Below are 14874 nucleotides of genomic sequence, written 5' to 3' on the forward strand. Positions count from 1 at the left end.
GAAAATAGGGATTACCTAGTAGAAAAATATAATAAAATTCAGGCAAATGTACGGTTTTTCACACATATCAATAAGATGAAGGGAATCTTACCTGATTAAATTACAATTCATAATAGTTAGGATGAATGGATATGCAGTTTTTACGAGTGATGTACCGTTACGGTTTGAGCCTCAATATTTGAGTTCCTGCAATTGAATGGAATTTAGGGATTGTTGTAACGAAATTTCCTTATACGGATGTTTTGCCAAGAAAACTTATTTTTCATTTCTGTTTTCCAGACATTCCTGATACAAATTCAGATATTGTTTGGCCGCTATTTCCCACGAAAATTTTTCAGCCTGGGCAATTGCTTCTTTATTGCGATTGTTCTGAATAAAATCAACCATTCCTTCTTCAAATACATCCTGCATATGTTCAGGTTTAAAGTTGTCAAAATAATAAGCAACATCACCACCAACCTCAGGAAGTGAAGTGAATTTTGATAAGAAAACGGGTTTTCCGAAATGCATGGCTTCAATTACAGGAAGACCAAAACCTTCAGCAACTGATGGAAATAGAAAAGCAGCGCAATTCTTGTAATACCAGGCTTTGTCTTCATCAGATATGGGCCCTGTTATGTGTACCCTATCTAAGCAGTTGTATTTTTCGGCTTCTTCTAAAATCCTTTGTTTATGTGGCGTTTCTCTGCCAGAAATAACAAGATGAAAGTCGTTCCTCTTTAATAAAGCTGGCAGCAGATGAAATCCTTTCTGGACCGATAATAGGCCTATTGTAAATAAAAAAGGTTTTGCTGGAACGAAGCCGGGGCTGTGTTTTTCATCGGATATCAGTTTATCGGCACCATTATAAATCACACTCACCTTACCATTCGCCTCTGGGAAGTTGTGTAATACATCATTGGCAACAAATTGAGATATGCACACAATTTTGTCACACTGTGCTATCAGCTTACCTAATTTTTTTAGGTATGCCTGGATTCTATGTGGCTTGCTAAACTTTAAATGAACCTTATTCATGTCATGAACGGTCATTATTTTTTTTGCATTTACTTTACTTGGCCTTAATCTGCAGGTTTGATCAGAAAGATGTACAACATCGAAATCATTTTTTTTCTTAAAGAATAACCGGTCTAACCTGGAGAGATAAATGATATCAACCAGGCCGTTAAAAAGATATTGAGTATGCTTAAAAAGATAAAACTTTAATTTAAATCTTCCTTTGTTTTCCTGGATTAATGCATCACCCAATCCTTTTCCAAATGAAAAATAGCCGCAATTGGCATCTTTCATCGAATCAAAAGTTACTAAAGCATTCGGTTTTTTCATTAAATACTATTTTACTAATTGAAAGATAATGCAAATATAGATAGATTTAAATTGTAGCCTACTTTACAATTTTATAATTGCGGTATTCAAACAAACGTAATCCGGTTAAATCTTCAATTTTTTGTAGAACCTTTCTGCGGAAATTCATTTTTGGTGTTTCCAGGGTTAAATCTTTCTCAAATTTCCAGTTCGCAGCTGCAATTCTTGCCTGCATTACTTTCGGATGGCTGCCTTTAAAATGAACTAAACGGTCGGCATTATGCATGTCGTAAGTATCTTGAACAGGATAGTTTTCTTCAATCCATTCTTCAGTTTGATAAAATTGGTTGAAGTTGCGCACTTTGCCCTGAAGCCCTTTTGGTGGTTTTACCCAGCCGTAATGATAAATATCGGCTTCGATTAATTTAACCTTAAGTTTTCTATCATTAATTCTAAAGCCCTGTGCATCACGGTATGACCGTACACCTGGCAAGTTTTTGATAATTCTAACCTCTCTTCTGTACCAGCGCCTCGATTCTGCCAGATAATCATAAGAAGCGTAAAAGTGTTTATATTTTAACAGCAGTGCTTCAACCTTGTTATTGTTAAGCTCCATCTCCATTTCTTTTTTAATCAGTGGGAGAAAATCTTCGTGGATGGCTTCATCGCCCTGGATATAGATCATCCAGTCGGTATCATTTGCTATTTCATCCAGGGCCTTGTTGGTTTCATCAGCAAAAACACGCCCCCCTTCCCGTATGCTTTCATCCCAAACGGTATCGATAGTCCTAATTTTCGAATCGATGCTTTTAACCATTTCAGAGGTTTCGTCTGTTGAGTTTCCCAGTGCAACTATAAAATCATCACATAAAGGCAGTACAGAAAGTATGGCTTCTTTAGCAGGGTAATCGTTTACAATTGCATTTCTTAAAAAGGTAAAACCGGTAACTTTCATTATTGGTGGCGCTTTGTAGCTAATAATTTTTGTTTATTTGTACAAAGATAGTTTTATTGATGAATACGCATCTATCCATTTTAAGCGAAGTAAAAGCGGGCAACTTTAAAGTTTTGGCAAGAACATTAACCCTTGTTGAAAATAATATTAAACCAGCCGATTCGATTTTAAGAGATCTGGATAGTAAGATTGATACGCCTGTTTTGGGTATTACGGGGCCGCCGGGTGCAGGTAAAAGTACTTTGGTTAATGTCATAACCAATCATTTTGTAGCTGAAGGAAAACGCATTGCCATATTGGCGATAGATCCGACATCTCCATTTAATTTTGGTTCTTTATTGGGCGACCGTATCCGGATGGCCAGTCAATTTAATAATCCGAATGTTTTTATCCGTTCGTTGGCTACTCGTGGCGCTTTGGGGGGGATTTCGGCAAAAACAATCGAAATGGTGGATGTTTTAAAGGCTGCTAACTTTGATTTGATTTTAATTGAAACAGTAGGCGTTGGTCAATCGGAAGTGGAAATTGCGGGTTTGGCTGATAAGACAGTTGTTGTTCTGGTGCCAGAATCAGGAGATGAGGTTCAGAATATAAAATCTGGCCTGATGGAAATTGCAGATTGTTTTGTGGTCAACAAGGCAGATAGGGAAGGCGCTGATACTTTTGCCAATAATCTAAAGAAAATTGTTCATCAAGGAGTGAAATCCATCCCGATTCTCAAAACGGTAGCCGATAAAAACATAGGTATTACTGAATTATGTGACTGGATAATCAAGCCCCTTCCTGTTGATAGTAGCCGAAGAGCATTTTTATTTGCAGAAAAAGCGTGGAAACTTATTCAGCATGATAAGATGAAACATATCGATAAAAAAAGGCTGCGAGAAAAAATCCAGGCAGCCTTGAAAAGTGATGATTTTAATATCTATCGTTTTGCCGACGAATTTATTAGGAACGGTTAATTGTTGAAACCGGTTAACTGAAACTGCCAACCGAAAACTTTAAATTGAAAACTTTAAATTGAAAACTGTAAACTGAGAACTGTAAACTGGGAACTGAACTAGCTATTCATAATCTCCTCAATTTCTTCTGCTTCCAAGGGAATATCGGCCATTAAATCTTCATTCCCATTCGGAGTGATCAGGATATTGTTTTCCAGACGGATACCCAAACCTTCTTCTGGAATATAGATTCCTGGTTCAACAGTTAAAATATTGCCTGCTGCAAATGGTGTATATCTTCCTGCGAAATCATGCACATCGATACCCAAATGATGCGAATTGCCATGCATAAAATATTTTTTGTAAGCTGGGTAAGCCGGGTTTTGGTTTTTTACATCCGCTGTAGATATCAATCCAAGATTAATGAGCTGTTCGGTCATAATTTCCCCAACTTGTTCGTGGTATAAATTCCACACTGTACCTTCGCTAATTAACTGAATAGACTGTTTCATTACACTTAGAACAGCATTGTAAACGTCTTTTTGTCTTTGGGTATATTTACCATTAACGGGGATAGATCTACTCATATCTGCATTATAATTTGCATATTCTGCCCCAAAATCAAAAAGAATCACATCTCCATCCTTACATTCCTGGTTGTTGTCGTTATAATGCAGGATATTAGCGTTGTGGCCTGAAGCAATAATTGGCGTGTAGGCATGCCCGGTTCCACCCTGACGGATAAATTCGTGAATGATTTCTGCTTCGATCTCATATTCTTTCACACCAGGTTTGGTAAACTTCAACACCCTGATAAAGGCATCTCGGGTGATTGCAGAAGCTTTTTTCGTGAGTTCAATTTCTACATCAGATTTAACTGCACGTAAATTCCGCATAATTGGTGCTGCCCGCTCATAGTGGTGTAAGGGGTACTTTGATTTCATTTTCTCAATGAAACGTACATCCCGGTACGGTACTTCATGGTCATATCGGTCGTTTTCGTTTGTGTTTAAATAGATATGTTCGGCATAGTTAACTATACTATGTAATATGTTGTCAAAATCTTCTAACCAGTATACCATTTGTATGCCCGAAGCAGCTTTGGCCTGTTCTTTCGTATACTTGTATCCTTCCCAAACCTTGATATAGTCGTTGGTCTGTCTTAAAAACAGGACTTCTCTGTACAAAGGATTAGGACAATCAGGATATAATAGTAAAATTGTTTGTTCCTGATCAATTCCTGATAAATAAAATAAATCAGGATTTTGCTTAAAAACGAAGCTCTGATCGCCACTTCTAGGAAATTCATCGCTTGAATTAAATATGGCTAATGAATTGTTTTTTAGGTGTTTAGAAAAATTTTTCCTGTTTAAAATAAATAATGACTGATCAATAGTTGGGTATTTCATGAAAATGGTATTTTTATATAGGCAATGGCCAAATGTAATAAAATGATTATTTACTGTGAAGTTTGGAACGGAGTTTGTATAAAAGTTTGAAAATTTAAAATTTTGTTTAATTTTGCCTTTACTGAAAAATTAATCAATTAAATTGTTTAACCCTTAAAAAAGAAAAAAGATTATGAATTATTCTACTTTAAAGAAAAGTGTTGCGCTTTCTTTAGTGGCATTAACAGGAGTTGCTTCTCTTGCTGTCGCTCAGGATGCTCCTGCAACAACTTCTGCTGTCAAGGTATTTGGCGGTAGAGGTCAGTACAGAACTTGGTCTATCGGTGTTCATGGCGGTGTTTTAATGCCAGTTGTTGCTATCGGTGGTACTAACGACTTCAACAAATGGGACGCTAACTTAGGTTATGGTTTAAACATCCGTAAACAACTAGGTCACTCATTCGGTTTAGAATTAAACGGAACTCGTGGTAAACTTTCTGGCACTAACGAAGGTATTACTAACCCAGCTGTTAAAGATTTCGAAACTGAATTACAATATGCTGTAGATTTACGTGGTGTTGTAAACTTAGGTTCAATCGATTTCTTACGTCGTGAGAACTCAGTAGGTTTCTTCTTAACTGCTGGTGCTGGTTATATGGCTTATGCTCCGAAGGTTACTTTAGCTAATGGTTCAGTAATTGACTGGAAAGGTAACGCTACAGGTCCTTCTGATGACAAACATGATGCTAAAGACTACGTAAAAGGATTCTATATCCCAGTTGGTGCTGGTGTTAAATTCAAAGTTTCTGAGCGTGTTAACTTTAACTTAGGTTACACTATGAACTTTGTTGATGCTGATAACTTAGACGGAGTTTATGCAAAAGGTCAAACTAAAGATAAATTCTCTTACGGTTATGCTGGTTTAGAATTCTCTTTAGGTTCTTCTGCTAAACCAAGTTTAGAATGGACTAACCCATTAGCTACTATGTACGATGAGTTAAAAGATCCAACTTTACGTCAAGAAGTTGAAGCATTGAAAAACCGTGTTTCTGCTGTTGAAAAATCTGTTGAAGATTTGAAAAAAGATACTGACGGAGACGGTGTTTCTGATCAATTCGATAAATGCCCAGGAACTCCTGCTGGTACTGCTGTTGATGGTTCAGGTTGTCCTCTTCCAAAACCAACTGTAGATTCGACTGCAACTAGCAATGTAACTGGTTTCGAAAAAATCGGTTTCGATTTCAACTCTTCAGTTTTAAAAACTGAGTCTTACCCTACTTTAGATAAATTATCTTCAGTATTACGTGAAAACGGTGGTAAAGTAACTGTAAACGGTTACGCTTCAAGCGAAGGTACTGCTGCATATAATGTGAAGTTATCTAAAGACAGAGCTAACTCTGTTAAAACTTACTTAGTAAACTCTGGCGTTAACGCTAGTCAAGTTGCTACTAAAGGTAATGGCGAAGCTAATCCAATTGCTTCAAACGATACTGAAGAAGGTCGTATCCAAAACCGTCGTGTTGAAACTGCTAGAAACTAGTATTTCAATATAAGATTTAGAAAAGTCCCGAGGAAAATCGGGACTTTTTTTATGCCTATAAATTTTCTGTATTAAGCTTTTTAACTAAGTTTGTATGATGTACTTCTTTAGAAAAAAAGATCCCAACAGGCCTAATAATATCAATATTAAAATCATGCATTTTATAAATGCACTGGCCATCTTGATTTTTCTGGCAGGTATCATCTATAAGCTAATCCAATGGCTTGCCAAATAACCCCAAATTTTTATGAAACAGATTATTAAAACAACGAATGCTCCAGCACCTATTGGACCATATAGCCAGGCGGTACAAGCTGGTAATTTTTTATTCGTATCAGGTCAGGTAGCCATTAATCCTGAAAACGGCGAATTAAACATTGGCAATATCGAAGAAGAGACACATCAGGTAATGCGTAACCTTAAAGCGGTTTTACTTGAGGCTGGTTTAAGTTTCGATAATGTAGTTAAATCAACCATCTTCTTAAGTGATATGGGCACCTTTGCTCAGGTTAATGAAGTTTACGGACAATATTTTACAGCTGATTTTCCTGCGCGCGAAACGGTACAAGTTTCTGTATTGCCCAAAAATGTTAATGTAGAAATTTCTGTAATTGCCATTGTAGGATAATTTGGCAACAGACAAAAGCAATTATTTTATAGCGGGCATGATAAAGCATAGATAGAGTGTAGCATATGTAAAGCATTGTTAGTGCATTATGATGCAAATCGCAGTCAGACTTATTTCTTGATATATTTTTGATTGCAATCGTGCTGCCATTATCCCGCTCTTTTTAAATTCTTATGCGCTGTTGCGAATGCTTTCTTCTGTTTGGGTATTTTAATCTATCTCAATCCAATTGTTGCTTTTACCGTTGCATTTTTCTATTTTAAGGAGAAAATCGATCTACATCAGGTATTCGCCTATTTGCTTTTGCTGCTATCGATCGTTATTTTTAATGCGCAATTGCTGAAGAGTGTTATTTACAAGAAACAGTAAAATATTTTGTTTAATTCGGTATTAGATACACCTGTTGAGTTTTTGAAAGGCGTTGGCCCTAGTCGTGCCGATGTTTTAAAAAAAGATCTCAGCCTCTTCACCTATGCGGACATGCTTTCGCATTATCCGTTCAGGTATATAGACCGTACAAAATATTTTAAGATCAATCAGATTAATCCTGATTCCCAATACATCCAGATTATCGGCCGCGTGATCAGTAAAAAGGTAATCGGCGATAAAAGAGCAAAGCGGATTGTGGCGGTTTTTAAGGATGAAACCGGAATAATGGAACTCGTTTGGTTTCAGAGTCTGAAATGGGTTGATGATAACATTACCGTGGGTACCGCTTATGTGGCTTTCGGCAAGCCTACTATCTTTAACGGATCATTCAGCATCTCACATCCGGAGATGGAACTCTATCAGCGCAAACAGGTAGGTAGAGGAAACCTCACCTTGCAACCAGTTTACAACTCAACAGAAAAACTTAAAAAATTTAATCTCGATTCTAAAGGTTTGCAACGTTTAATTGCGGGCTTGTTGGATCAGATTATTCCCCAGGTTCCGGAAACCTTACCGCAATATATCATAGATAAATATCAGTTGCCAGATAAAAGAATGGCACTGTTGAATATCCATTTCCCCAAAAATCAAAAGGATTTGAGTGCTGCAGAGCGGCGTTTGAAATTTGAAGAATTATTTTTCATCCAGTTACAGCTTCTACATAATAAACACTTACGACAATTAAAGTTTAAAGGGGTAACCTTCGAAAAGGTCGGCGAGAAAGTGAACCGCTTTTATAAGGAGTTTTTACCTTTCGAACTAACCAATGCCCAAAAACGTGTGGTTAAAGAAATCAGGATCGATACACAGCGTGGGGTGCAAATGAACAGGCTTGTACAGGGCGACGTAGGAAGCGGTAAAACAGCCGTTGCCTTAATGAGTATGCTTCTGGCAAATGACAACGGCTACCAGGCTTGTATGATGGCTCCTACCGAAATTTTGGCCCGTCAACATTATGCATCAATGACTGAATTGGTAACCGACGATTTGGTTAAAGTGGCTATCCTTACCGGAAATACAAAAAAGAAAGACCGTACCCTCTTGCATGCACAATTGGAGAGTGGCGAAATTGATATTCTAATCGGAACACATGCCTTGATTGAAGATAAAGTTCAGTTTAAGAATCTTGGGCTTGTAGTGATTGATGAACAGCATCGTTTTGGCGTTGAACAGCGCGCCAAGCTTTGGCGGAAAAACATCATTCCTCCACACATTTTGGTGATGACGGCTACACCTATCCCCCGAACTTTGGCCATGACTTTATATGGTGATCTGGATGTTTCTATTATTGATGAATTACCTGCGGGTAGGAAACCCATTGAAACCAAACACCTTTTCGAAGGCCAGCGCCTCAGGATGTTCGGCTTTATGAAGCAGGAAATTGCCAAGGGCAGGCAGGTTTACATTGTTTATCCTTTGATTAAGGAAAGCGAAAAGTTAGACCTTCTACATCTCGAAGCGGGTATTGAGCAATTGAGTTATCAGTTCCCCCGGCCTGATTACCAAATGAGCATTGTGCATGGGCAAATGCCAAATGCAGATAAACAGTTCGAAATGCAGCAGTTTATTGAAGGCAAAAGCCAGATTATGGTGGCCACAACGGTAATCGAAGTGGGCGTAAATGTGCCTAATGCCTCTGTAATGGTAATTGAGAACGCCGAAAGGTTTGGTCTTTCGCAACTCCATCAATTGCGGGGTAGGGTTGGCCGTGGTGCAGAGCAGTCATTCTGTATTTTGATGAGTGGAAATAAACTGAGCAAGGAAGGGAAGATCCGTTTAGAAACCATGGTGAGGACTAATAATGGTTTCGAAATTTCTGAGATCGATCTGCAACTCCGTGGTCCTGGCGATATTACCGGAACACAACAAAGTGGGGTTTTAGATTTAAAACTTGCCGATCTGGCAAAAGATCAGATCATTTTATCCGAAGCGCGAAATACAGTAATTGCACTTTTCGAAGATGATCCGCAATTGCTAAAACCTGAAAATGCAACTTTAAAAGCTTATTTGCAAAAATTAGAAAGAGGCATCTCTTTTGACAAAATAAGCTAGTGCTACAATCAGTTGAAATATTTTTAACTTCTTTCACCTCTTTTTGCAATAATATTTAACAATGTATTATTTGTTCTACTTTGAGTAGTTTTGTAATTGTTTTTTTACGACTCAGCCCCTCATAATTATTATTTTACCCCCTTTTTTAAATTCCTAATATTCCTATCTTGCGTGTAACCAAATGTAAACTGTTTAGTCGGCAAGTCTAAGTCATGGTATGCCGTACACAGTAATTTTTAGCCCATAGGCAGCTTATTTATCAGATAAGGGGGTAATAATGGTTAATAACAATTTCCTGATCAAATAGAAATCGATTGATAATTCCTGTATAGAGGAATGGTGTAGTTAATTATTTCAGTTGATCAGCTTTTAATGATGTAGCTCATGATGTATTCATGAATACACATGAGTGTTAAATTGTATTACAATCAATATCTAACCAAAATAAATTAAAAACTATGAAAAAAAATCTATTGAGGACTTTTGCCAGAAGTAGCATGTTTCTTATTTGCGGTGGTGGTCTCATTTTTTCTCCGTTTACCAGCAGATCAGCTGAAGCAGTGTTACACGAAAAGGAACCCCTTGATTTTTACAAACCTCCACTTGCGGATATCATCGTGAAAGGACAGGTTACCGATGCCAAAGGGCCGATTCCTGGCGTAAGTGTTAAATTAAAGGGAGGTGCTGCTACAACGGTAACAGATGGTTCTGGTAAATTTAGCATCAAAGTGCCAGAGGATGCTACCCTAGTATTTACCTACGTGGGTTATGTAGATCAGGAAATTCAGGTAAAAAACCAAAGCACTATAAATGTCCGTTTACTAGAAAATAATCAAAATTTATCAGAAGTAGTGGTGGTGGGTTATGGAACCCAGAAAAAAGCAGTTGTATCGGGCGCTGTGGCTTCGGTAAAAGGTACAGAACTGGCCAAATCATCTTCTGTAAACTTAACCAATTCATTGGCTGGCCGTTTACCTGGCGTTACCGCATTGCAAGGAAGCGGAGAGCCAGGGTATGATGGCTCAACAATCCGGATTCGGGGTATTAATTCTCTTGGGAATAACAATGCCTTAATCGTGATTGATGGAATCCCTAACCGTGCAGGAGGAATTGACAGGCTAAACCCGAACGATATCGAAAGTGTATCGGTTCTAAAAGATGCGTCTGCAGCAATTTACGGTTCGCAGGCTGCAAATGGGGTAATCCTCATCACGACCAAGCTGGGTAAATTGGGCAAACCACAATTTTCTTATGATTTTAGCTACGGCTTACAACAGCCTACCCGGATACCTAAAATGGCCAATTCTGTACAATATGCAGAGATTTTAAATGAGCTAAATATTTTTGGTTCCGATCTCAATCCAAATGAATGGTCGGCTGCATGGAATAGTTTTAAAAATACAGGTTCTTATGTTTCTACCGGAGGAAAAACGATCAATGCAGCTTTCAAGCCAGATGAAATAAGAAAATTTGGTGATGGATCAGATCCCTTAAGGTATCCCAATACCGATTGGTTTAAAACCACTTTCCAAAATTGGTCTCCACAGCAAAGACATAATGTACAGGTTAACGGTGGTAGTGAAAATGTGAAATATCTGATGTCGCTTGGTTATCTCGATCAGGACGCTTATTATAAAAATTCTGCTACAGGCTATCAACAATATGATATGCGTTTTAACCTGGAGGCAAAATTAAGCAAATACATCACCACCACCTTAGGGGTAACTGCGAGAGAAGAAGCCCGTAATTTCCCTACCGTTGGCGCAGGTGATATATTCAGGTTTTTAATGAGAGGAAGACCCAATGAAATCGCAATATGGCCTAATGGTTTGCCAGGTAGGGATATCGAATATGGTTACAATCCGGTGGTTTCTACAACTGATTTAACTGGTTATAATAAAGATGTTAGAGATTATTTCCAAACCACAGGTAAGGTAGAAATTAAAATTCCTGGTGTTGATGGATTAAAAGTAACCGGAACAGCTGCTATCGACAAGTACTCTGGCAGACAAAAAAACTGGCAATTGCCCTGGACACTTTACGATTGGGACAAAAAAACTTTTGAAGCCGATGGCGTAACCCCAGTACTTGCGGGTACCGTACGGTCTCAATATACCGACCCAAGACTTAGAGAAACCGCAGGCGGACAATTGGCGATAAACTTGACGGGAATGATCAATTATGATAAAAAGATTAATGATCATACCATAGGTTTAATGGCAGGGGTTACCCGCGAGAAAATCACTAACGATGGTTTTACTGCTTTTAGAAGGTATTTCCTTTCATCGGCTATTGAGCAGTTGCTGGCAGGCGATGAGAAAGAGCAATCTTTAGGAAATAACCCTGGCGATCCCAACAATCTATTCAATCGTGCCAGGTTAAGTTATTTCGGACGTGCAGGCTATAATTATAAAGAAAAATACCTGGCCGAATTTCTTTGGCGGGTTGATGGTTCTTATATTTTTCCAACCGCCAGACGGTTTGGTTTCTTCCCTGGCGTATCGGTAGGATGGCGTTTATCTGAGGAACCCTTTTTTAAAGAGAATGTTAAGTTCGTCGATAATTTAAAGATCAGAGCTTCCTGGGGGCAAATGGGAGCTGAAGCCTATTTTGGAGATGCCTTACAAGAATATCAATACCTCAGTTTAATGAATTTTGGAAGTTATGTGTTTAATGATTTGATTACGAAATCTTTAACCGAGGGTAATGTGCCCAATTTAGATTTTGGATGGGAAGTAGCCAATAATACCAATATTGGTTTGGATGCCTCTTTTCTAAAAAGCAGACTATCACTTGAATTTGATTACTTCTCTAATAAACGAACAAATATCCTGATCAATAGAGGAAGTTCTGTACCAGAAAGCTCAGGTATCACCGACCGTTTACCGCCTGTAAACCTGGGCAAGGTAAACAACAAAGGTTTCGAATTTAAACTAAGCTATAACGACCGTGCAGGTGACTGGAATTATGGAGTAAGTGTGAACGGTGGTTATGCCAAAAATAAAATCATCTTTTGGGATGAAACACCTGGTGCTCCCGAATGGCAGCGCTCTACGGGTAGGGTAACCAGTTCATGGTTGGTATACGATTATGATGGTGTTTTTAAAGATCAGGCAGAAATCAGCGCGAATACACTTAATTACAGTGCGCTTACGAATAACCTGCGGCCTGGCGACATGAAGTTTAAGGACATTAATGGCGATGGTAAAATTAATGCAGATGATAAAATCCGTTTAGATAAAAATGGCACGCCAACTTTTACAGGTGGTGTAAACTTCAATGTTCAATACAAAGGATTCGATTTGTCAGTACTTATTCAAGGTGCTACAGGAGGGATGCAGATTGTGGGAATAACAGAGTCGGGTGACATCGGTAATTTCCTGGACTGGTCGTACCTAAACCGCTGGAGTATTGATAATCCAAGTTCGGTAAATCCCCGCTTATCAAACAGGGGCGCAACCTATTATACCGATAGTAACAATGCATTAAACAATACCTATTGGTTAAAGAGCAATAACTACATCAGGCTGAAGAATGTGGAGTTAGGTTATACATTGCCAACCAATTGGGTTGAAAAAGTTGGATTAAACAGCGTGAGGGTTTATGCAAATGGCCTTAATTTATTCACTCTTGATAAAATCAAGATATGGGATCCTGAATCAACCAATAACAGTGGTCAATACTATCCTCAGGCCAGAGTAATCAACATGGGAATCAAAGCGGCTTTTTAATAAATGTATAGCTACTTATTAATTACAATTATGAATATGAAAACAATAAATAAAAATATAAATCTATATATATTAGTTTTTATAACGTTTCTTGCAGCTTCCTGTAAGAAAGATTTTATGGATGTAAATCCGCCCGATAAAATATCATCGGAGTTGGTTTGGAAAGACCCTGCACTTGCACAGGCCTTTGTAAATGACATCTATAATGGGCTCGGTAACGGTGGTTTTTCGGAACAAATGCTGGCATCCGTTTCTGACGAGGCCTTGTTTACACATCCCACACGTGGAATTGACTTAGTTAATAACGCCACCATTAACCCTTCTACACTAGGTTGGGTTGACGATACCTGGGCATACAAACAAATGTATAACCGCATCAGGGCTTGCAATACTACAGTGGAAAGAATTGTTGGTGGCGATAATGGGCTTACAAGCCAAGCGCTAAAGGATCAGTTACTTGGTGAAGCGTATTTCTTGCGTGCTTATTTTTATCAGCAATTATTGCGTTATTACGGGGCGGTGCCCATCATTACCAAAACGTATGCATTAACTGATGATTTCAAAATTAAACGCAATACTTACGAGGAATGTGTGAATTTTATTGTAAAAGACTGCGATGAAGCCAATAGATTGTTAACGGGTAAAACATTAGATAAAGGGCGTAGTACTGCGCTTGCAGCCTTAGCACTTAAATCGAGAGTATTGATTTATGCGGCGAGCGACCTGCACGACCGGGCAAAACTTACCGCAAAAATAACTAGCATTGCCGCTCAGAAACTAGATTTTTTAAGTTATGCAAGTGGCAACCAAACAGATCGGTACAGATTAGCGCAAACAGCAGCAAAAGCGGTTATGGATTTAGGTACCGGTTATAAACTCGGACTTACAGCGCCAGCCAGTACTACCGATGGGAGATTAAACTATAAAAGTATCGCAATGGGCGGAGCCAGTAAAGCGCCTGGTGTAGATGCTACTGCGGCATCAGAATTGATTTTTGCTCGCTATTTTATCATCCAGAGTAATATCAAACATGCACAGCAAAATGGTCCGAACGGTTACCATAACTGGGCAGGTAATACACCTATCGGTTTATTGGTTGATGATTATGAGATGAAAGATGGTACCAAGTTTAGCTGGACAAATGCAGCACAAAAGGCAAGCCCTTATCAAGACAGAGATCCACGCTTTTACGCCACAGTTTTATATGATGGTGCTGGTTGGAAACCCCGCGATAAAGCATCTGGTAATGTTGATCCGGCCAGCCAGATCCAAACTGGAGTATATGATTTAATGGATAATGGTGCTCGAATCGATTTTAAAGGATTAGATACCCGTGCAAGTTCTATCGAAAACTGGAACGGCAGCTGGACAGGTTATTATTACCACAAGTTTATCGATCCGGATCCAACAATTATAGATGCTTCAATGTCGCAGAATGTGCCCTGGCCTTTCTTTAGATATACCGAAGCGGTATTTAATTATATCGAAGCCAGTATTGAGCTTGGCGAATTGACTAATGCTACGAACTGGTTAAATAAAATCCGCTTTAGGGCTGGTATGCCAGCGGTTACTGCAACAGACCAGGTCGGACTAAGGGAGGTTTATCGTCATGAGCGCCGTATTGAGATGGCTTACGAAGAGCAACGTTATCATGATACCAGAAGGTGGTTAATTGCAGGCGAAACATTGGGCAGAAAAACGACCTACATTAAGGTTACCGGTAAATTTAAACCGGGAAAAACCATGTCGGCCCCTTATCATTACGATAATACCATTTACGATTATACCTATAGCCCGGTAGAAGAAAATGCGCAAGAGAGCAGGAGTTGGAATGATAAACTTTATTTCAGGCCATTTAGCCGCGATGAAGTAAATAAGAATAATTCACTCGAACAAAATCCCGGTTAC

At 38.7% G+C, this 14874-nt stretch carries 10 protein-coding genes; 7 read left to right on the forward strand and 3 right to left on the reverse strand.

What is annotated here, in order from left to right:
• Window positions 1–255: 255 nt before the first annotated feature.
• Both R2S57_RS19485 and R2S57_RS19490 read right to left on the reverse strand, forming a co-directional pair.
• The gene (locus tag R2S57_RS19485; protein ID WP_316846613.1) at window positions 256–1326 is read right to left on the reverse strand and encodes a glycosyltransferase family 1 protein; all 1071 of its coding nucleotides are present in this window, start codon (window positions 1324–1326) and stop codon (window positions 256–258) included.
• Window positions 1327–1384: 58 nt separating this feature from the next.
• Complete coding sequence (locus tag R2S57_RS19490; RefSeq protein WP_316846614.1) at window positions 1385–2260, reverse strand: glycosyltransferase family 2 protein; 876 nt, start codon at window positions 2258–2260, stop codon at window positions 1385–1387.
• 59 nt (window positions 2261–2319) lie between these two features.
• Here R2S57_RS19490 and meaB point away from each other — a divergent pair, with 59 nt between their 5' ends.
• The gene (meaB, locus tag R2S57_RS19495) at window positions 2320–3219 is read left to right on the forward strand and encodes a methylmalonyl Co-A mutase-associated GTPase MeaB (RefSeq protein WP_316846615.1); all 900 of its coding nucleotides are present in this window, start codon (window positions 2320–2322) and stop codon (window positions 3217–3219) included.
• 98 nt (window positions 3220–3317) lie between these two features.
• Here the strand turns inward: meaB and R2S57_RS19500 are convergent, their stop codons facing one another.
• Window positions 3318–4607: an aminopeptidase P family protein gene (locus tag R2S57_RS19500; protein WP_316846616.1), complete on the reverse strand. Its 1290-nt coding sequence runs from the start codon at window positions 4605–4607 to the stop codon at window positions 3318–3320.
• A gap of 172 nt (window positions 4608–4779) precedes the next feature.
• Between R2S57_RS19500 and R2S57_RS19505 the strand changes: the two genes are divergently transcribed.
• From R2S57_RS19505 to R2S57_RS19530, 6 genes are all read left to right on the forward strand, one after another.
• Entirely contained in the window at window positions 4780–6126 is a 1347-nt protein-coding gene (locus R2S57_RS19505) for an OmpA family protein (RefSeq protein ID WP_316846617.1), read from the forward strand.
• A gap of 97 nt (window positions 6127–6223) precedes the next feature.
• Window positions 6224–6361, forward strand: a complete 138-nt coding sequence (locus tag R2S57_RS19510) for a DUF6728 family protein (protein WP_316846622.1) — start codon at window positions 6224–6226, stop codon at window positions 6359–6361.
• A gap of 12 nt (window positions 6362–6373) precedes the next feature.
• Window positions 6374–6754 (forward strand): RidA family protein, encoded by a 381-nt coding sequence (locus R2S57_RS19515; RefSeq protein WP_316846618.1) that lies wholly within the window; start codon window positions 6374–6376, stop codon window positions 6752–6754.
• Window positions 6755–7129: 375 nt separating this feature from the next.
• Window positions 7130–9235: an ATP-dependent DNA helicase RecG gene (gene recG / locus R2S57_RS19520; protein ID WP_316846619.1), complete on the forward strand. Its 2106-nt coding sequence runs from the start codon at window positions 7130–7132 to the stop codon at window positions 9233–9235.
• A 458-nt stretch (window positions 9236–9693) separates the two neighbouring features.
• The gene (locus tag R2S57_RS19525; RefSeq protein WP_316846620.1) at window positions 9694–12966 is read left to right on the forward strand and encodes a TonB-dependent receptor; all 3273 of its coding nucleotides are present in this window, start codon (window positions 9694–9696) and stop codon (window positions 12964–12966) included.
• 36 nt (window positions 12967–13002) lie between these two features.
• On the forward strand, window positions 13003–14874 hold a 1872-nt coding region (locus R2S57_RS19530), incomplete at its 3' end, for a RagB/SusD family nutrient uptake outer membrane protein (RefSeq protein WP_316846621.1).

The organism is Pedobacter psychrodurus, assembly GCF_032678585.1.
Taxonomy (GTDB): domain Bacteria; phylum Bacteroidota; class Bacteroidia; order Sphingobacteriales; family Sphingobacteriaceae; genus Pedobacter; species Pedobacter psychrodurus_A.